Annotated in this window: 15 protein-coding genes; 12 read left to right on the forward strand and 3 right to left on the reverse strand. The window is 43.7% G+C overall.

Features of this window, described 5'->3' with window-relative positions:
- Nucleotides 1–70 precede the first annotated feature (70 nt).
- Nucleotides 71–1,048, forward strand: a complete 978-nt coding sequence (locus tag JMW64_RS00940; protein WP_201552354.1) for a hypothetical protein — start codon at nt 71–73, stop codon at nt 1,046–1,048.
- Between the two features lie 58 nt (nt 1,049–1,106).
- Nucleotides 1,107–1,595: an acyl-CoA thioesterase gene (locus tag JMW64_RS00945; RefSeq protein ID WP_055123671.1), complete on the forward strand. Its 489-nt coding sequence runs from the start codon at nt 1,107–1,109 to the stop codon at nt 1,593–1,595.
- A 131-nt stretch (nt 1,596–1,726) separates the two neighbouring features.
- Here the strand turns inward: JMW64_RS00945 and ribBA are convergent, their stop codons facing one another.
- Nucleotides 1,727–2,839, reverse strand: coding sequence for a bifunctional 3,4-dihydroxy-2-butanone-4-phosphate synthase/GTP cyclohydrolase II (gene ribBA, locus JMW64_RS00950; RefSeq protein WP_201552356.1), 1,113 nt, complete (start codon nt 2,837–2,839; stop codon nt 1,727–1,729).
- 325 nt (nt 2,840–3,164) lie between these two features.
- Complete coding sequence (locus JMW64_RS00955; RefSeq protein ID WP_201552358.1) at nt 3,165–4,454, reverse strand: replication-associated recombination protein A; 1,290 nt, start codon at nt 4,452–4,454, stop codon at nt 3,165–3,167.
- A gap of 430 nt (nt 4,455–4,884) precedes the next feature.
- On the opposite strand from JMW64_RS00955, the gene JMW64_RS00960 reads away from it, so the two are divergent.
- Together JMW64_RS00960 and JMW64_RS00965 are read left to right on the forward strand one after the other, a co-directional pair.
- On the forward strand, nt 4,885–5,391 hold the full coding sequence (locus JMW64_RS00960; RefSeq protein ID WP_201554977.1) for a type IV secretion protein Rhs: 507 nt from the start codon (nt 4,885–4,887) through the stop codon (nt 5,389–5,391).
- 72 nt (nt 5,392–5,463) lie between these two features.
- A complete protein-coding gene (locus JMW64_RS00965; RefSeq protein ID WP_201552360.1) occupies nt 5,464–6,411 on the forward strand; it encodes a hypothetical protein in 948 nt (315 codons plus the stop codon).
- A 172-nt stretch (nt 6,412–6,583) separates the two neighbouring features.
- Here the strand turns inward: JMW64_RS00965 and gltA are convergent, their stop codons facing one another.
- Complete coding sequence (gene gltA / locus JMW64_RS00970) at nt 6,584–7,864, reverse strand: citrate synthase (protein ID WP_055123667.1); 1,281 nt, start codon at nt 7,862–7,864, stop codon at nt 6,584–6,586.
- 1,029 nt (nt 7,865–8,893) lie between these two features.
- Here gltA and sdhC point away from each other — a divergent pair.
- The 8 genes from sdhC to sucC all read left to right on the forward strand — a co-directional run bounded on the left by sdhC (nt 8,894) and on the right by sucC (nt 20,999).
- Nucleotides 8,894–9,280, forward strand: coding sequence for a succinate dehydrogenase, cytochrome b556 subunit (sdhC, locus tag JMW64_RS00975; RefSeq protein WP_083475612.1), 387 nt, complete (start codon nt 8,894–8,896; stop codon nt 9,278–9,280).
- A 20-nt stretch (nt 9,281–9,300) separates the two neighbouring features.
- Nucleotides 9,301–9,687 (forward strand): succinate dehydrogenase, hydrophobic membrane anchor protein, encoded by a 387-nt coding sequence (gene sdhD / locus JMW64_RS00980; RefSeq protein ID WP_227500963.1) that lies wholly within the window; start codon nt 9,301–9,303, stop codon nt 9,685–9,687.
- Between the two features lie 341 nt (nt 9,688–10,028).
- Nucleotides 10,029–11,879: a succinate dehydrogenase flavoprotein subunit gene (gene sdhA / locus JMW64_RS00985; RefSeq protein WP_201552362.1), complete on the forward strand. Its 1,851-nt coding sequence runs from the start codon at nt 10,029–10,031 to the stop codon at nt 11,877–11,879.
- Between the two features lie 211 nt (nt 11,880–12,090).
- Nucleotides 12,091–12,801 carry a succinate dehydrogenase iron-sulfur subunit gene (locus JMW64_RS00990; RefSeq protein WP_055123743.1) on the forward strand — a complete coding sequence of 237 codons (711 nt, stop codon included), beginning with the start codon at nt 12,091–12,093 and terminating at the stop codon, nt 12,799–12,801.
- Between the two features lie 921 nt (nt 12,802–13,722).
- The gene (locus tag JMW64_RS00995; RefSeq protein WP_201552370.1) at nt 13,723–16,605 is read left to right on the forward strand and encodes a 2-oxoglutarate dehydrogenase E1 component; all 2,883 of its coding nucleotides are present in this window, start codon (nt 13,723–13,725) and stop codon (nt 16,603–16,605) included.
- 153 nt (nt 16,606–16,758) lie between these two features.
- Nucleotides 16,759–18,000 (forward strand): 2-oxoglutarate dehydrogenase complex dihydrolipoyllysine-residue succinyltransferase, encoded by a 1,242-nt coding sequence (gene odhB, locus JMW64_RS01000; protein ID WP_045443097.1) that lies wholly within the window; start codon nt 16,759–16,761, stop codon nt 17,998–18,000.
- A 221-nt stretch (nt 18,001–18,221) separates the two neighbouring features.
- On the forward strand, nt 18,222–19,676 hold the full coding sequence (gene lpdA, locus JMW64_RS01005) for a dihydrolipoyl dehydrogenase (RefSeq protein ID WP_087813899.1): 1,455 nt from the start codon (nt 18,222–18,224) through the stop codon (nt 19,674–19,676).
- A gap of 156 nt (nt 19,677–19,832) precedes the next feature.
- The gene (sucC, locus tag JMW64_RS01010) at nt 19,833–20,999 is read left to right on the forward strand and encodes an ADP-forming succinate--CoA ligase subunit beta (protein WP_055123662.1); all 1,167 of its coding nucleotides are present in this window, start codon (nt 19,833–19,835) and stop codon (nt 20,997–20,999) included.
- Nucleotides 21,000–21,051 lie beyond the last annotated feature (52 nt).

A 21,051-nucleotide genomic window follows, 5' to 3' on the forward strand; every position in this document is an offset into this window, starting at 1 on the left:
TTATCTATTATGTTTCACTTTTTATTTATTTGCTTTAAACCTGTTTTAGCCAAAATAACGGTGCTGCCTTATGTCAATCAATTCTGAATCGTTATCTCAGGAACCTTCTGCTACTCAGCAGCGCCGACAAGCAAATGTGTTTTTGTTGCGCCTGCAGTGGCTGGTTATCTTGTTGCTTATCGCCGCCCTATTGTGGCTCTACATCAGCCAACAGCGTTTCCAACATAGTGTTAATGAGCGTTTGCAAAGCAACGAGCAAGTCGTCAGCCGTCTGAATGAGATGGATGACCGTCTATTTGCGATGAGTCAGCAGACGCTGCCAGAGCCTCGATCTGCCGCCAGTAGCCAAGCGCAAAACCAGTTAGATTTATTGCGTATTCAGATACAAGCCGCTGATAGATTGTTGGCAGACAATAACGACAGTGCAGCGATTGATTTGTTGCGTGGTCTACACTGGCAGCTTTCGCAAAGCAGCAATGAGATTGCTCCAGCGCTAACGGTTGTGATCAAACAAAGCTTGATGAAAGACATCGAACGTTTGCAGGCAAGCAGCTCTCAGCCCAGTCCTTGGCAGCTACAAAACCTCGCCATCCAAAATATTCAAGAGTTTTTGCACAGCTATGAGCGTGTGAGTAGTGAGGCGACACCGCACAATAGCGCTGATAATAATATGAGCCTCTCGCGCAAACAACTGACCATTCACGAAGTGATTATGACCTTAAATCTGGCCAGTCAAGCCAGTAATATGCGCGAACAAGAGCAGCTGATTGGTTATCTGCGTCAAGCACGAAATCAACTACAAACCTTGGTGCCGAAGTCTGCTATTCCTCAAGAGTCAGCGCCAAAGGCAGCCATGACTAATACTGAAAGTACCTCTAATGCTGCGTCCGTAGACAAAAAGCAAACCTCTACCGACAAGAACCTACAAACCAGATCCTCTCCGACAAATATCGCAGAAGTCATAGATTGGTTAGATAAATTGATTGCCAATGCACCGAAACCAACGCCATTGTTGACCACTCAGATTTTGGATAAATCTCAGCGTTAGTGGTTCAGTGGATGTTGATGGATAGATTTATGAATACAAAAATAAGAGAAGTGACGTTATGGACAGTTTGAATCAAGCAGCACATGCAGCCTCTAATATCGCAGATAATCATCCTGACGAATTGTCTCATTATCCCATTATTCATCACCAGCCCATTCACTGGGGCGAGATGGATGCGTTTAACCATTTAAATAATGTGATTTATTACCGTTACGCCGAATCAGCACGAATTGGCTATTTGCAGGCGCTAGGTATGTTTGATGGCAGTATGGTGACGGTATTGGCACAATCTAGCTGCCAGTATTTACGCCCAGTGACTTATCCTGATACTTTGCTATTAGGAGTGCGCTGTCAGCGCTTGGGCAATACGAGTATCGTGATGGAATACAGCTATTATAGCACCGCGCAAGCAGCCATCGTCGCGACGGCTGAGGCAGTCGTGGTACGGCTCGATAGTGAGGGAAAGCGTAAGTTAGCTTGGACAGAGGAAGAGCGCGCTCGGCTATTGGCATTAGAAGCAAAAGTTGGTCATATACCGAAGCTTTAGCACTGAATATTAAATAAATGAAAAAAAGGGCACGCTAACGTTACGTTAGCGTGCCCTTTTGCTATTTGACTGATATCGAATCAGCCAGCCAGCCAGCCAGCCAGCCAGCCAGCCAGCCAATCAGTCAAATATTAATCTTGCTTTGGCGCATGTACGAAATCGATGACATTCAAGTCAAAGCCTGACAATGCGTAAAACTTCATGGGTGATGATAATAAACGCATATCACGAACGCCTAAGTGACGCAAAATCTGTGCACCGACACCAATGCTGCGATACGGCTGCTGAGTAATGGTCGATTGCGATTCATTGTCTGCCGCTTTGTCTAACGCCTCTCCTAAATCTATTGGCTGGTTGCTACCAATCCAAACTAATACGCCGCGATCTGAGTTGCTTATTTCCTCCAGCGCTGAGCGTACGCTCCAGCCACTACGACCCGTCATATCATTTTTGGCAGCAAACAAGTCGCGTAGTGGGTGAAAACCATGGACACGGACGGTGCTGACGCCTTCGCTCACATCGCCTTTTACCAAAGCCAAATGCGTTTCATCAGCGCCAAATTCGCGGAAGCGATGTAGCGTAAAGGTGCCGTATTCTGTTTCAAAAGGACGCGACTCAATTTTTTCTACCGTTTGCTCGTTCGCGATGCGGTAGTTGATGAGGTCAGCAATTGTACCCATCTTGATGCCATGCTCTTCGGCAAATATCTCTAGATCATCACGGCGCGCCATCGTACCATCAGCATTGATGATTTCGACAATCACTGCTGCGGGCTCAAGTCCTGCTAGGCGTGCTAAATCACAACCAGCTTCAGTATGTCCAGCGCGGTGCAAGACGCCACCATTTTGAGCCATGATTGGGAAGATATGTCCAGGCTGGACGATGTCTTCAGGTTTTGCCGAAGAAGAAACCGCGGCTTGAATCGTACGAGCGCGATCAGCAGCAGAGATACCCGTGGTAACGCCTTCAGCGGCTTCGATAGAAACCGTAAAGTTGGTACTAAATTTTGCCTCGTTACGATCAGACATCAGTGGCAACGCCAACTGTTGGCAGCGTGCTTGTGACAAGGTCAAGCAGACCAAACCACGTGCATGAGTAATCATAAAATTGATATCTTCAGGGCGCACATGGGTCGCTGCCATGATGATATCACCTTCATTTTCACGGTCTTCATCATCCATTAAGATGACCATCTTGCCAGCACGAATGTCTTCGATAATCTCAGGAATCGTATTTAAACTCATAGTAAGTCTCAATATTTTATTATTTATAGATAGGTGTGATGTGGAATATAAAGCATTATCTGTCTATTGTAGCAGTAGATGCTACAGAGCGCTGTTGCGGTTAGGCAAAGTGCATTGGATCAAATTGATCCGCCGTAGACATTATGGAATCATTGCTTATATATCAATATGAGGACATTTTAACGCTTTTCAGCCCACTGTGCTGATTCATCTCGAAACTATATGGGCCAGTCTGTCAAATATAGTGATAAGTATTACTAATGGTTACGACGATTCATGTATTCAATGACGCAGTAAGCAATGGGCTAACCTATATTGCGAGCCATCAGTCATTACTGGCTGCTTGGCTTTTTAGCCAATCCATAAACTGTTTACTGTGTTGCTCGCGCTGGTTGTCGGCAAATTCATAAAAGCTGCTCCCAACTAAATTGTCTGGCAAATAGCTTTGTGGATAATAGTGATTGGGATAATCGTGTGGATAGGCGTAACCTTGACCATAGCCTTGATTACGCATTAGTTTGGTCACGCCATTGCGCAGGTGTAGCGGTACTGGAGAGGCATCTTTTTCTGCCAACGCCATCGCAGCATTGATGGCTTTATAAGTGCTGTTACTTTTGGCACTGGTCGCCAAATAAACCACCACTTGCCCCAAGATAATACGCGCTTCTGGCATACCAATTGATTGCACACTGCGCAATGCTGCATCGGCAAGGAGTAAAGCATTAGGGTTGGCATTACCAATATCTTCACTGGCCAAGATGACCAAACGCCGCGCGATAAAATCAGCAGGCTCACCGCCAACTAACATCCGCGCCATCCAATAAAGCGCAGCATCAGGGTCTGAGCCACGTACGGACTTTATCATCGCCGAGATAATATCGTAATGCTGCTCGCCATCTTTGTCATAGCGTACCAGCGCGGTCTGAGCGACACGAGCGACCAATTCATCATTAATGACGAGCGGTGATTGCTTAGTATCCGCCGTTTGAATAGCCAGCTCTAATAAATTTAGCGCCTTCCTCGCATCGCCATGCGCCAGTTGACTGATAGTGTCCTGTGCTTGTAAATCAACCGTCAAATTCTTCAGCACTGAATCTTCTGAAATTGCCCTTTGCAATACCGCACTGATTTGCTCAGGCGTCAGTGGCTCTAAACGATACACTTGACAACGTGATAGCAGGGCATTATTGACACTAAAAGAAGGGTTTTCAGTTGTCGCACCAATCAAGGTGATATCACCAGATTCGACCGCGCCCAGTAAGGCATCCTGCTGAGCCTTGTTAAAGCGGTGTATCTCATCGATAAAAACCACTGGCGATTCAAATGCCAATGAGTCCTTATTGTCTAACACTTCTCGCAGCTGTTTGACCCCAGTATTCAAGGCAGACAAGGCATGAAAAGGTCTGCCAACAGCATCAGCCAACAGCATGGCAATAGTCGTTTTGCCGATGCCAGCTTCACCATGCAAAATAATCGATGGTAGATGTCCTTGTTCGACCAAACGCCGCAAGGGCGCACCTGCCGCCAGTAGATGTTCTTGACCAATGATTGCATCAAGTGTCGTTGGGCGCATACGCTGGGCAAGGGGTGTATCGGCATGAAAATTAGGCGGCATGGAAATCTCTATTATCAATTTAAACAGCTATCAATTAGTTCATAACGACAGTGATTAATGGGTTTTTATTGCTGCATCTAAATGACTACATCCTAGATTACATTCATCATTGCTATGGAAAAAGACCATATCTGTCTGTTTGGTATGATTTTCGCACTAATGAATATTAGACATGAGTAGTAAAAGTAGGCTAATTTATAAAGATGCTATTTAGTATGTGTCTTGGTATGTGTCATACACGATAGGCTAACGCAGATTTACGTTAATAAAAGTCAATCAAGTGTACAGCTTATGTCCCAAATACTTTGATTTTTATGCTTTTATCCCTATTAACGGTTCAACAGCATTGATAGATCGCAGATATCACGCCCGATTTACGACCTATCATTTGTGATCATCCATTCATTAGGCATAAGGTATTACCGTCATGATGTCTCCGCGGATATTGCAGCGCTTGTTTGCTCGGTATTTATATCGCAGTGCCAAGCAGCAATCACGTTTGCTTACTACAGGTGAGATAGCGCTGGCGCGGTCAGTATTTGGCGACAGTATCAATCTCGATGAGGTTCAGCTCAAGACTGCTTGGTGGGTGTTGAAACATTATGCCGTTAGTCCTAATGGTAATATTTATTTTAACCGAGCAGATTGGATAATAGATTTTAGCGATGCTTCATTGAGTAAAAAAAGCTGGCTGATACATGAATTGACCCATGTATGGCAATTACGGCAAGGCTTAAAAGTGGTGCGCGGTGCACTTATTGATCGCCGTTATGATTATGTGCTCAAGACAGGCAAATCCTTCTTTAACTACGGTATCGAACAGCAGGCGCGTATGGTTCAGGATTATTTTATTCGTCGTCAGCGTGGACAAGACTGTCAAGCATTAGAAACTTGTATTCCATTTTTAATCGTGAAGTCTGACGACAATATGAAGTGATATCCATTGGCAATGGATTGCCATGACGACTTTGGTTTTTATTATTTTGCCTTAACAAGGATACGTACCCTTATGTTTAAATTTTTGCCAAAAAAGCCCAGTTATAAAATGAATAAAGGTGTGGTTGATGATTCTATAAATCAAAACAACACCCTTTTACAGCACTCGTCAACCTTGCTTGCGGCAACACTCAGCGGCGTATTGCTGTTAAGTGGTTGTCAGCAGCAAGCAGAGATTCAACCTGCGCCAGAAGACAGTCAGAGCGTTGAAAAAACGAGCACTGAAGACAGTCAGCCTATGCGCCCAAGTGATTCTGCTGCTACCCGTATAAAGCAGTTTCAGCCTATATATGTCGCGCAAGCACAAAGGCTACAGCGTCGTTTACAAGCAGAGTATGAATCCCTACAAGCCGCTGATAGCTCAGATAGTGAGGACTCATTGCTGCTGAATGATGATACTGCTAGCGATACTAATACTAATAACGTGATGAAGAATAACAGCGATACAGCTGATAGCAACACACTATCTGCTGACACCACAGATGATGAGGTGGATATCCCCGCTGAGGCTGATATCAATACCAGTACGGAAGTTGGCGAGCGTGATTTAACGGTGTTAAAGCGAATTAGCCTTGAGCCGCGTAAGCCTGTCATGCTAACAGAAGATCAAATCATCGAAAGCTACCAGCAAGCGATGGAAGCGCTTTATCAGCCTGTGACGACGCCTCTTAGCGCAGAAGATGTGGATACGTTAATCAATATCGCAACGTTAGTACCGCAATTATTTGAGCATGCAGAAATTGCTGGTAGGCTCAGTGCCAAGAGCCCAGCATTAGCGCGTTTGATTATTCAGCATCAGGTTTGGGAGCAGATAGAAGCTCAGCAAGTGATTGATATGCAGCAGATGAAACTGAATCAACAAAAAGAGTTTGAGACGCTTATGACTAAGTTTAATGACACCATTAAAGGTTATGATGAGCAAATTGCCAAATATGAGCAGACACTAAAAGAATTCCAGTAGCCGCAATTCTGTCACTCAACCAGTTATTCATTCAGTAACGGATAGGGTTTTTATAAAATGTAATGTGGCTAACCGTATCAAATGAGACAGTAAGAACCATAAAAAAAGAACCATAAAAAATCCCGCACGATGGCGGGATTTTTTATGGTTCTAAAAACTAAAATATAAGTGACTATTTACGGTCTTCAACTTTAACGAAATCGCGATGCGTTTCACCAGTGTATAACTGACGTGGACGACCGATTTTGAACGGTGTGCTGTGCATCTCTAACCAATGGCTGATCCAACCAGAAGTACGAGCTAATGAGAAAATAACGGTAAACATTGACGTTGGGATACCGATGGCTTTAAGGATAATGCCCGAGTAAAAATCAACGTTTGGATACAAGTTACGCTCAACGAAGAACGGGTCTTCTAAAGCGATTTTCTCAAGTGCCATGGCAAGCTCAAGCTTAGGATCATTGATGCCCAATGCGCCTAATACTTCGTCACAAGTTTCTTTCATCACTTGTGCGCGTGGATCAAAGTTTTTATAAACGCGATGACCAAAGCCCATGAGCTTCACTTCACGGCTCTTCACTTTTTCCATGAATTCAGGCACATTTTCAACTGAACCGATCTCATCTAACATCTCAAGCACGGCTTCGTTCGCGCCGCCATGTGATGGTCCCCAAAGGGCGGCGATACCAGCAGCGATACACGCATACGGGTTAGCGCCAGTAGAACCTGCTAGACGTACCGTAGACGTTGACGCGTTTTGCTCGTGGTCAGCATGTAAAGTAAAGATTTTGTCCATGGCGCGAGTGATGACGTCATTGGTTTGGTAATCAACATCAGCAGGCGTGGCAAACATCATGTATAAGAAGTTTTCAGCATAGCTAAAGTCATTGCGTGGATACATGAACGGTTCGCCTTGCGAGTATTTATAACTCATCGCAGCAAGCGTTGGCATTTTAGCGATTAGACGGATAGCCGTGATTTCACGATGCTCTTCGTTACTGACATCTAATGCTTCATGATAAAACGCGGATAAAGCACCAACGACACCAACCATAATGGCCATTGGATGTGCGTCACGGCGGAAGCCTTCAAAGAACTTACGCAATTGATCATGAACACCCGTATGTTTACGGATTTTTTCAAAGAAATCTGCTTTTTGCTCAGCGTTCGGCAAATCGCCATGAATCAAGGCATAAGCCACTTCTAAATATTCAGCATTGTTTGCCAATTGATCGATAGGGTAGCCGCGGTGTAGTAGCTCACCTTTACCGCCATCAATATAAGTAATCTTTGATTCAACAGGGGCGGTTACTTTAAAACCAGGGTCATAAGACCAAAATCCTGATTCTTGTAGAGCAGCAATATCTAGAACTGGACGCCCTAAAGTACCTTCGATAATAGGAAACTCGTATTCTTTACCATTGACGGTTAGTTTGGCATTAGTGTCAGCCATAAATTGCTCTCCATTGGTTTTAGCTTGTTAGAATAAAATTACGACAGACGCACACCCTCGGTCTATCGTTAGTCAAATCATAAAAATGCATTTAACTCATTTAATACGCAGGGTATATTAGCAGTAATTACTTATGATTTGAAAAGACTTTTACCATCAATAGCACTAATTGGCACGGTTTAGTCGTGTTTATTCACTGTAATTTTTGTATCAAAATATGTCTGATTGGTTATTTTGCTTAGAAAGCTTGTTTTTATGACAGTAAGCACAGCTACATTATCCGCATAATTTTTAAAGAATTTTACGATAATAATGTAGCAGGTTTTATTAATATTCGGGTTAAAAACAGACAGAGTATGCGTAGTAGACGAATTGAGTTTGGCGTAAATTCCCTCAAAATTGAGCAATTTTGGCAAATACGTATGACCGCTGTCTATTTATTTGTTAACCCAGCGTTTGCCTTTTACTACTTAGGGGATAAATTTGTAATTATCGCCCAGTCATTTTATAATTGTAGGAACTTAACTGGCACTCGCTTTGTGCGAATTGATAAGTGGTCATGATGTAGTGTCGTTTTTCTATTCATACTCGCTTATGGCTGAGTAGCACCAGAGTAACGACGCACTAGCGTTTTGATAGACAATATCTGTAATCCAGGGTTTGAATGCTTTTGTTAACTGTTCTATTTTTAAGTGATTAGTAAAAGGGCTGTATTGATATCGATGACGGAGTAGCGTTGTTTTTATTGATATGACCAGTAAAAATAGACTAGTTAATCGATCTTACTCATGTTTATTTTCTTTGTTGTATAATAGACGGGTTGTTTTATAGACCTGTCGATTTGACGAGCGATATTAAACAGTTTATCAATACCTTGAACCCCACGATCCTTTCTTCATATTTAGCGCAAACTAAACGAAGTCAGCTAGCTCTTCCTTACTTTATTCGTCTCGTGTGTTGCTCAATGCTTAATCGACATCAGTGATATCAAGCGTTGATAGCAGATACAGGAGTATAACCGCAAAAAGGATGCCCGCTGTGAAAAGCAACCGACCTATTGATCTGCCTTTAAGCCAAGTGATTAGCGTTAATCGCTCACCGATTGCGATCGCCTCTATCTTGCATCGTATCTCTGGCATTATTTTATTTTTATTGATTCCTGTCATGCTGTGGTTACTACAGAACTCATTGGCTTCGGCTGAGAGCTTTGAAACCGTATTTGACAACGTACTTGTGCGCTTTTTAGCATGGATATTTGTTGCCGCGATTGCTTATCACTTTGTGATGGGCATTAAGCACTTATTTGCTGATATGGGCATGAACGAAGAGCTAAAATCTGGCCGCACTGCGTCTATGGTTAGTTTTGTGATTGCAGCGATTCTAATTGTCGCGTCATTTGTATGGGTGATGTTCTAATGATAAAAAATGATTCAGGAATCAAAAGTGCGACTGGTCTGACAGGTTCAGGCTCACGCGATTGGATTATCCAGCGTATTAGCGCTGTCGTTTTAGCCGTTTATAGTGTGGTATTGCTGGGCTTCTTTTTGACGCACGGCGATGTTACCTATCTTGAATGGTCATCATTTATGACCAGTTTACCGATGCGCCTATTTAGCTTGGTGGCGGTACTTGCCCTAGCTGGTCATGCTTGGGTTGGTATGTGGACCGTGTTCACCGACTATATCACGACTGGCAAATTGGGCTCAAGCGCAGCAGGTCTACGCTTAGTGCTACAGTCATTGATGATTATCGCTATTTTAGTGTTTCTATTTTGGGGCATTATGATTTTTTGGGGTACTGGTTTTGGTGTGGTTGCTGTTTAACCAATGAGTTATCACCTCTACTATCTATAAACAATAACGGACGCGACTAGCAAATGTCAAAGTCATCCGTTAGTAGCCAAAAATAGTCATAGCCAATCATAGCGTTGGACATCATTGACTTAGCCAGTCACTTATATAATAGGTGCGCTATGGTTTAGTCAGTGAGCGAACCCAATATAACGATAGATATGCAAATTAGGTGGTTAAAGGTTGTGAGCGTCATCCACTTTGATAATTGCAAATAGTGGCAAGACAATAAAGTGTTTTGTCCAGCAATAGGATGATTTTGAGACAGCCTTTTTATTTACTTCTAAGCATTAATAGGCATTAGGAAAACCGTAATGGCAACTAGACAAGATAATACCATTAGTAATATTAAGACGCTAAACTACGATGCAGTCATCGTTGGTGGCGGTGGCTCAGGTATGCGTGCTTCACTACATTTGGCAGAAGCGGGCATGAAAGTTGCCGTTTTGACCAAAGTGTTCCCAACCCGTTCGCACACGGTTGCGGCTCAGGGCGGTATCGGCGCAAGTTTGGGCAACATGAGCAACGATAACTGGCATTTCCACTTTTATGACACCGTTAAAGGGTCAGATTGGTTGGGTGACCAAGACGCTATTGAATATATGTGCCGTGAAGCGCCTAAAGTCGTTTATGAGCTTGAGCACATGGGCATGCCGTTTGACCGTAACGAAGACGGCACGATTTATCAGCGCCCATTCGGTGGTCATACCTCAAACTATGGCGAAAAAGCCGTACAACGTGCGTGTGCTGCAGCTGACCGTACGGGTCACGCACTACTACATACGTTATATCAGAAGAATTTGCAGCAAGGCACTGAGTTCTTTATCGAGTGGATTGCGCTTGATTTGATCAAAGACGAAGCGGGTAATATCAACGGTGTTATCGCGCTTGAACAAGAGACAGGTACGGTTGCTGTATTCCAATCACCAATTACTGTCCTAGCGACAGGTGGTGCAGGTCGTATCTTTGCTGCTTCTACTAACGCTTATATCAATACTGGTGACGGTATTGGCATGGCCGTTCGTGCTGGTATTCCATTACAAGATATGGAGTTTTGGCAGTTCCACCCAACAGGTGTCCACGGTGCAGGCGTACTGTTAACTGAAGGTTGCCGCGGTGAAGGCGCTATCTTACGTAATAAAGATGGCGAAGCGTTCATGGAGCGTTATGCGCCAACGGTTAAAGACTTGGCACCACGTGATTTGGTTTCTCGTTCTATGGATCAAGAGATCAAAGAAGGTCGCGGCTGTGGTCCAAACGCTGACCATATCGTAATGGATATGACCCATTTGGGTGTAGAAACCATCATGAAGCGTTTGCCATCGGTATTTGAGATTGGTAAAAACTTCGCTAACGTTGATATCACCAAAGAGCCAATTCCAGTTATTCCAACCATTCACTATATGATGGGCGGTATTCCAACCACTATTCATGGTCAAGTCATTAAGCCTGATCTAGAAGCAGGTACGGATGAAGAAGGTCTATATGCAAAAGGCAACGTGGTTAAAGGTCTTTATGCTATCGGTGAATGTGCTTGTGTCAGTGTTCACGGTGCCAACCGTTTAGGTACCAACTCTTTGCTTGATCTATTAGTATTTGGTCGTGCTGCTGGTAAGCATATCGTTGATGAATTCCATCATGCCGATCATAACTATAAGCCTCTAGATCCACGCGTGCTAGATTATACGGTCGGTCGTTTAGACAAGCTGCAACAGTCGACTGAAGGCTACAATGCCCAAGACGTGGCTGACGAGATTCGTGCAACCATGCAAGCGCATGCGAGTGTGTTCCGTACGCAAGCGATGATGGACGAAGGCGTTGAGAAGATTTTAGCGCTTGGTGACAAGATTGAAAAAATCCATTTGGCCGATAAATCACAAGTATTTAACACAGCGCGCATTGAAGCATTTGAAGTGGCTAACTTGTATGAAGTGGCCAAAGCGACGATGGTATCAGCGGCAATGCGTCACGAAAGCCGCGGTGCTCATAGTGTGTCTGACTATGACCGTCCAGAAGATGATGATTACGCACCAAATGGCCGTAATGACCACGAGTGGATGAAGCATACCTTATGGTATTCTGAAGGCAATCGCATCATTTATAAGCCAGTTCGTAAAGTACCATTAACGGTTGATTATATCGAACCGAAAGTTCGCGTCTATTAATTCTAGACTGCGCAATTTAGCGATACGAATAGCGTAAACGTTTTATTTTTTATTCATTTATTAAAAGGTGACCGCCAGCTACATGCTCATGCCAGCGTGACAATATGATTAGTTGATATTTGATAATTACTGTCAATATGGGCTAATCAATAGCGCTGATATGCTGCAACCTTTGTATGCCCGCCATCACCTACGTGTGGAGTTTAGCATTATGAGCCGAGGTACTCGCACCATCGAAATCTATCGCTACGATCCTGATCTGGACGCAGCGCCGCGCATGCAAACATATACGATTGAGTTGTTAGACTCAGATCGTATGTTGCTTGACGTGTTATTACGCCTGAAAAAGGAAGATGAAACACTGACCTTCCGTCGCTCTTGCCGTGAAGGTATTTGTGGCTCTGATGGCATGAACATCAATGGCAAAAATGGTCTAGCGTGTCTCATTAACATGAACACTCTGCCAGAAAAAGTCACGGTTCGTCCATTACCAGGTCTACCTGTTGTTCGCGATTTGGTTGTTGATATGAACCAATTCTATGAGCAGTATGAGAAAGTACATCCTTACTTGATCAATGACCAGCCAGCACCGCCGACAGAGCGTTTGCAGTCACCTGAACAACGCGAAAAGCTAAACGGTTTGTACGAATGTATTCTATGCGCATGCTGTTCAACCAGCTGCCCATCGTTCTGGTGGAACCCTGATAAATTCTTAGGTCCATCAGCACTACTGCATGCTTATCGCTTCGTGGCTGATAGCCGTGATGGTGATACGCAAGCACGTTTGGCGCGCTTAGATGATCCATTTAGCCTATTCCGTTGCCGCGGTATCATGAACTGTGTATCAGTTTGTCCAAAAGGTTTAAACCCAACCAAAGCAATTGGTCATTTACGTAATATGCTCATTGACCAAGCAGGTTAATCGTTTATAATTGTCTGGTTTTTTTGCAGATAGCGTACGAAAAACACCACCTAATCATTAGGTGGTGTTTTTTATGAGCAATAATCTGAGATTCTTTGATTGTCTTTCAGTTCCAGATAGGGCTTATAGAGAAAGTTATTCGACATGGTTAAAGGTAAGGCTGGGCTATCAATACGTTGGTTGTATGTAAGAAGGCATGATATATACGTCAGCAATCTATATAATTGGTGTTAGAAAAAAGTATTCAGCCAGAGATATTCACCACGTTAAATGTTAGAATAGCGCATTATTTTAATAATTAGTCGTTTTGACGAACCACTATCAGTCGTTAATGTTTAACTTACTGATAAATAAGTATTCAAAACAAGTAATAGACTGGAATAATACATCCAAAATGATAGTAGATATTCATTACCTAAATAGTTAGTATTGAACAAACAAACTATGGCGCGAAACGCTGTCATGCTACTCTATACAGCAACGTATGTTTGCCATAAAAGTAATGATAGCTTGGGAATAACCAGACGTTCCAGCAAGGATAGCCAAATGATAGGCCAACTGAAGGCGTCAATAATTCATCGATCGTTTATCTTTGATGAATTGGTTATGACTAACTTCAGTATATATAAATTAATGTTGTGAGACGAGTCAGATAACAAAACTGGACGTTCACAAATAATTATATTTTTAATATAGGTATTGTAATGGCACTTATTATCACTATTTAGCATCACTGTCTGTCATAAGCAAAAGTACAGATAAGCGTACTTCTTTTATAGTAATAAGTGTGGTTCATAAATCAGTACTGAACAGAATACGATTGAGTTTTTATAGCATTAAGTATTTAGATGTTTCACATACAACAGATTACACAATAATAAGCACGATTCCATTCATTTATCTATCAAATAGACGATTATTATGAATAGTATAACTAAAGAAGCCGCAAGCCTAGGACATACAGAACTGGCTGCTGACAACGCCAGCTATATAGAAGCTCTTTATGAGCAGTACCTAAACGACCCCGATAGCGTTGATACCGATTGGCAAACGTATTTTGAACAATACAAATCGCCAAACGATGCACAGCATAACGCTATTAAGGAACAGTTTTTGTTGCTTGCTCGCAACCAAACTGCTAATAAAGCCAGCACTCAAGAGCCTGCTGCAAATGCAGGCTTAGCCGACTGTGCTAACCCTAAACAAATGGGTGTACAACAGCTAATTTCAGCTTACCGTCGCCGTGGTCATCGACGCGCGAAGCTTGATCCGTTAAATCTACATCCACGTGCAGAAGTGGAAGATTTGACCCTTGCTTATCATAATCTTTCAGAAGCTGATCTGGATACCGTATTTCCTACCAATGATTTAAATATCGGTAAAGACGAAGCGCCTTTACGTGAAATCATCGAAATTATGGAACGTGTTTACTGCCGTTACATTGGTACTGAATACATGCACGTTACCACCAGTACTGAAAAACGCTGGATGGAAAAGTATCTAGAAACCAACTTAGGTTACATCAAGTTTGATAAAGAAAAGCGCTTATCTATTCTTGAGCGCCTAACAGCAGCTGAAGGTCTAGAAAAATATTTAGCACGTAAATATACGGGCGTTAAGCGTTTCGGACTAGAGGGCGGCGAAAGCTTTATCCCTGCTATCAATGAAATCATCCAACGTGCAGGCGGTTATGGCACTAAAGAAATGGTCATTGGTATGGCTCACCGTGGACGCCTAAACCTACTGGTCAATATCTTAGGTAAAAACCCTGCGGACTTGTTTGACGAGTTTGATGGTAAAGTACAGCCAGAAAAAGGCTCAGGTGACGTTAAATACCATAATGGTTTTTCATCAAACGTGATGACGCCAGGCGGTGAAGCGCATTTGGCTTTAGCATTTAACCCATCACATCTTGAGATTGTCGCACCGGTATTGCAAGGCTCTGTACGTGCCCGTCAGGTGCGTCGCAACGATCAGCCACTTTTAGACAATAAAGGCGGTAATTCAGTATTGCCAATCGTTATTCATGGTGATGCTGCGTTTGCTGGTCAAGGCGTGGTTCAAGAAACGTTCCAAATGTCACAAACCCGTGCTTATACCACTGGTGGTACTGTACATATTGTGATCAATAACCAAGTCGGTTTCACGACCAGCCGTCAAGAAGACGTGCGTTCGACTGAGTACTGTACTGACGTTGCAAAAATGGTACATGCACCTATCCTACATGTGAACGGTGACGATCCTGAGTCGGTCGTATTTGCCGCGCAGTTAGCATTAGATTACCGTCATGAGTTTGATAAAGACATCATTATCGATCTGTTCTGCTATCGCCGTAATGGTCATAATGAAGCCGATGAGCCGTCAGCGACTCAGCCACTCATGTATGCAGTTATCAAGAAGCTACCAACGACTCGTACGATTTATGCACAAAAACTCATCGAAGACGGTATTTTGAATGCTGAAGAAGAAAAGCAGTATGAAGATGACTATCGTGAGTCTTTAGACCGTGGTGACTATGTTGCAAACTCATTGGTTAATGAGCCTAACGAAGAGTTGTTCGTCGATTGGAAACCTTATTTAGGTCACGATTTGGTGGATGATTGGGATACCAGTGTCGACATCGAGATTCTAAAAGGGTATGGACGTCGTATGGCGGAAATGCCAGAAGGCTATAAGTTACAACGCCAAGTCCAAAAAGTGGTTGAGCAGCGCTTAGCTATGCAGACAGGCGAAGAGCCATTAAACTGGGGTGCAGCTGAAACGCTGGCATACGCATCACTAGTCGATAACGATAAAGTATTGGTACGTATTACTGGTGAAGATGTGGGTCGCGGTACTTTCTCACATCGTCATAGCGAAATTTATAATATCAATGATGGCAGTATGTATGTGCCATTGGCTCATATGAGTGACACTCAAGCGCGTTTTGCCACTTATAACTCATTGTTATCAGAAGAAGCGGTATTAGCATTTGAATATGGTTATGCAACGACAGTACCAAATGCCTTGATCGTCTGGGAAGCGCAGTTTGGTGACTTCGTCAACGGCGCGCAGGTAGTGATTGACCAGTTTATCTCAAGTGGTGAAACCAAGTGGCAGCGCGTTTGTGGTCTAACTATGTTATTACCACATGGTTTTGAAGGTCAAGGTCCTGAGCATTCATCTGCTCGTCTTGAGCGTTTCTTACAGCTATGTGCTGAAGACAATATGCAAGTAATAACGCCGACGACACCTGCACAGATCTACCATGCCCTACGTCGTCAAGCAGTTCGCCCAATTCGTAAGCCATTGATTGTCATGTCACCGAAGAGCTTACTACGTCATAAGCTAGCCACTTCAAATCTTGAAGAGCTGGCGAATGGTAAATTTGAAACGGTACTGCCAGAGATGGACAACCAAAATGCAGACAAAGTCACTCGTATGGTGCTTTGTGGTGGTAAAGTTTATTACGATTTGCTTGAGCAGCGCCGCGCCTTAGGTCTAGATCATGTTGCGATTGTGCGTATTGAGCAGCTCTACCCATTACCAGAGCAGCGTTTGATGGCTGAGATTGAAAAATACAGCAACTTGGCTGAGATCGTTTGGACGCAAGAAGAGCCGCTGAACCAAGGCGCTTGGTATTATTTAGCACCGCATATGTTCCGTATCGTCGTACCACACCCAACCAAGGCGAAAGTCATGGAGCCAGTGGCGCGTCCTGCGAGTGCAGCACCTGCAACAGGATCACCAAAACTGCATGCTCAGCAGCAGCAAGCGTTGATCGCTGGTGGTCTTGGTATCAGTGTCGATGAGTTGGCTAAGTAACAGATTATTGAAGATAAATGAATCAGGCGATAACAGTCAGTATGTTGTAATAAAATCTAGATAGTATTATCTAAGATCGCTATGCAAGATGGCACTGACTGCCTATCACGACTTAATAACAAATATGAATATCCCAATCTAAGGAGTATATCGATGGCTGATATCAAAGCCCCCGTTTTTCCAGAATCAGTTGCCGACGGTACTATCGTTGAGTGGCATGTCACTGAAGGTCAGCAAGTCAATCGTGATGACCTATTGGCTGAAATCGAAACTGATAAAGTCGTATTAGAAGTTGTAGCGCCTGATAACGGCGTTGTGACCAAAATCGTTAAGCAGGTTGATGATACCGTGTTGTCTGACGAGATCATTGGTCAATTCGAAGCTGGTGCAAGCGCCAGTGCAGATAATGCTCCTGCGGTAGATCCAGATCAACCAGCAGCGCCAGTACAAGCCAAGCAAGCAGCAGATGGTGGCGAGCCTGTCCAAGCAACAGATAAAAAAGACGAAGCGGATCATAAAGATCAAAGCCCAGCAGTTCGCAAAGCAGCGAAAGAGTCTGGCGTTGATCCTAAAGAAGTGGAAGGTAGTGGTCGCGGCGGTCGTGTGACCAAAACGGATATGGCTAACCCAACATTGAAAGCAGACAGCAGCATCAAATCTGATAGCGGCCGTCCAGTGGCTGAATCAATGGGTGAGCGTACTGAAAAACGTGTTCCAATGACGCGTCTACGTAAGACAGTCGCCAATCGTCTGCTAGCAGCTTCACAAGAAACGGCGATGCTAACGACGTTTAACGAAGTGAACATGAAGCCATTAATGGACATGCGCGCTAAATATAAAGACCAGTTCGAAAAACGTCATGGCGTACGTTTAGGCTTTATGTCATTGTTCGTGAAAGCCGCAACCGAAGCACTTAAGCGCTTCCCAGCAGTAAACGCTTCACTAGACGGTGATGACATTGTTTATCATGGTTTCTACGATATCGGTGTTGCTGTATCATCTGACCGTGGTTTGGTTGTTCCAGTGCTACGTGATACTGATCGCATGAGCATGGCTGATGTTGAAAGCCGTATCCGTGAGCTTGGTGGCTTGGCTCAAAAAGGTAAACTTGGTCTAGATGACATGACTGGTGGTACTTTCACTATTTCAAATGGCGGTGTATTTGGCTCATTGATGTCAACACCGATTTTGAACCCACCACAAACGGCTATCCTAGGTATGCATGCGATCAATGACCGTCCTATGGCTGTTGATGGTAAAGTTGAAATTCTACCGATGATGTATCTTGCATTGTCTTATGACCATCGTATGATTGATGGTAAAGAAGCGGTACAGTTCTTAGTAACCATCAAAGAATTGGTTGAAGATCCAGCCATGTTGCTACTAGACCTGTAAGCTTTTAAGCTTGTATTGGCAACCGCTGATACAAGCTTTTTAACTTTAGTCTAAACAGTGGTGCTCGTTGTTTATTAATAAATAAGAATGTTTCGCTGATGTGGTGTATTTACCGTAAAGTGAAAAGATTTGAACCAAAATATGGCTTATTTATTAACGAGACAATCCTCAGTTTAAACGATATTTACAATTAGAACGATAATTAGAAATAGGAACGTACTATGAAAGACAATTATGATTTAGTCGTCATCGGCGGCGGTCCTGGTGGTTATGAAGCCGCTATCCGTGCAGGTCAGTTAGGTATGAGCGTTGCTTGTATCGAAAAGCGTGTTTATAAAGGTGAGCCAGCACTTGGCGGTACTTGCTTGAACGTTGGTTGTATCCCATCAAAAGCCCTACTTGATAGCTCGCATCGTTACGAAGCGACGAAGCATGACCTTGCTGAACATGGTATCAGTACCGGTGATGTCGCTATCGATATCGAGCAAATGATTGCGCGCAAAGAAGGTATCGTTAAGCAATTAACGGGCGGCGTTGCAGCATTATTAAAAGGTAATGGCGTTGACTGGCTACAAGGCTGGGGCACGTTAGAAGACGGCAAAGGCGCTGATAAAAAAGTTAAGTTTACCGCCCTTGCAGATGAAGCAGAAACGACCATCACTGCTAAAAACGTGATTCTTGCGGCAGGTTCTGTGCCGATCGATATCCCAGTTGCTAAAACTGATGGCGATCGCATCGTTGACTCTACTGGCGCCCTTGATTTCACTGCTGTACCTAAACGTTTAGGCGTGATTGGTGCTGGTGTTATCGGTCTTGAGCTTGGTTCAGTATGGCGTCGTCTAGGCGCTGAAGTGGTTGTTTATGAAGCGTTGCCAAGTTTCTTAGCAGCTGCTGACAAAGATATCGCAAAAGAAGCGGGCAAAATGCTGAAGAAGCAAGGTCTTGATATCCGTGTTGATACCAAAGTAACCAATGCTGAAGTCAAAGGCGATCAAGTTGTTGTCACGAGCGAAACCAAAGGCGAGTCATCTGAAGAAAGCTTCGACAAACTGATCGTTTGTGTTGGTCGCCGTGCTTACTCTGAGAAACTGCTTGGTGATGACAGTGGCATTCAATTGACTGAACGTGGTCTTATCGACGTGAATGATCAATGTAAAACCAATCTTGATGGTGTTTATGCCATCGGTGATTTGGTTCGTGGTCCAATGCTTGCGCATAAAGCGATGGAAGAAGGCATGATGGCCGTTGAGCGCATTCATGGCGAAAAAGCCCAAGTTAATTATGACACGATTATTAACGTCATCTATACCCATCCAGAAATCGCATGGGTTGGTTTGACTGAGCAAGAAGCTGAAGCCGCTGGTTTTGAGGTCAAAACCGGTTCATTCAACCTAGCAGCGAACGGCCGTGCATTGGCTCAAAGCGAAGCGGAAGGCTCTATCAAAGTCGTGGCTGATGCTAAAACAGATCGTCTATTAGGTATGCATGCTATCTCTGCTGGTGCTGGTGATATCGTCCATCAAGGTATGATCGCGATGGAATTTGTCTCTAGTATCGAAGATTTGCAGTTGATGACCTTTGCTCATCCAACCATTTCAGAAGCTGTGCATGAAGCTGCTCTGTCTGCTGATGGCCGTGCTATTCACGCCATTCAGCGTAAAAAGCGTAAGAAATAAGTCGTTAGTTTGATCAGTACCAGCTTATAACCTGATCGCGGTGGGGTTGTTATGGCTTCCACCACGGTCATGAGTGCGCCATATGCTTGTCGAATATGTATATACGCGCACTTGTTTTCACTTTTTATTAATTGTAAAAAATAAAGGATACAATCAATGAATTTACATGAGTATCAAGCAAAAGAGCTATTAAAAAGCTATGGTTTGCCGATTCAAGAAGGCATTATTGCCTACAACGGCGACGAAGCTGCTGCTGCTTTTGATAAAACGCCAACAGACATTGCGGTTATTAAAGCGCAAGTACATGCTGGTGGTCGCGGTAAAGCGGGTGGCGTAAAGCTGGTTAAAACTCGTGAAGAAGCCAAGCAAGTTGCTGAAGAGCTAATCGGTACCAATTTGGTTACTTTCCAAACTGACGCTGATGGCCAACCAGTTAACTTCGTATTGGTTGCAGAAGATATGTATCCAGTACAAACTGAGCTATATCTTGGTGCAGTCGTTGATCGTTCTACGCGTCGCGTAACGTTCATGGCATCAACCGAAGGCGGCGTTGATATCGAAGAAGTCGCTAACGAAACCCCAGAAAAAATCTTTAAAGTAAACGTTGATCCTTTAGTTGGTTTGATGCCTTTCCAAGCACGTGATGTGGCATTCAAACTAGGCTTAGAAGGCAAGCAGATCAATCAATTCGTTAAATTGATGACGGGTGCTTATCAAGCATTCATCGATAACGATTTTGCATTGTTAGAAATCAACCCTCTAGCCGTTCGTGAAAATGGCGAAATCGTTTGTGTTGATGGCAAAATTGGTATTGATTCAAACGCATTGTATCGTCTGCCTAAAATCGCCGCGCTACAAGACAAGTCACAAGAAAATGAGCGTGAGCTTAAAGCGGCTGAGTTTGACCTAAACTATGTTGCTCTAGAAGGCAATATCGGTTGTATGGTTAACGGTGCTGGTCTTGCTATGGCGACCATGGATATCATCAAATTGTACGGCGGCAAGCCTGCTAACTTCTTGGACGTTGGCGGCGGTGCAACTAAAGATCGCGTTGTTGAAGCATTCAAGATCATTCTTGAAGACAGCAGCGTTGAAGGTGTTCTAATCAACATCTTCGGTGGTATCGTACGTTGTGACATGATTGCAGAAGCGATTATCGCTGCTATCAAAGAAGTTGACGTAAAAGTACCTGTTGTTGTCCGTCTAGAGGGTAACAACGCTGAAAAAGGCGCGCAAATCCTAGAAGAATCTGGTCTGAAATTGATTTCTGCCCAAGGCCTATCAGATGCGGCTCAAAAAATTGTCGATGCTGTTAAAGCTTAATATATTCGAGGCATAGTCCTCTAGATATAAGTGCTTAAGCATAGTAGTCAAC

The sequence above is a fragment of the Psychrobacter immobilis genome (assembly GCF_904846065.1).
GTDB classification, from domain to species: domain Bacteria; phylum Pseudomonadota; class Gammaproteobacteria; order Pseudomonadales; family Moraxellaceae; genus Psychrobacter; species Psychrobacter immobilis_H.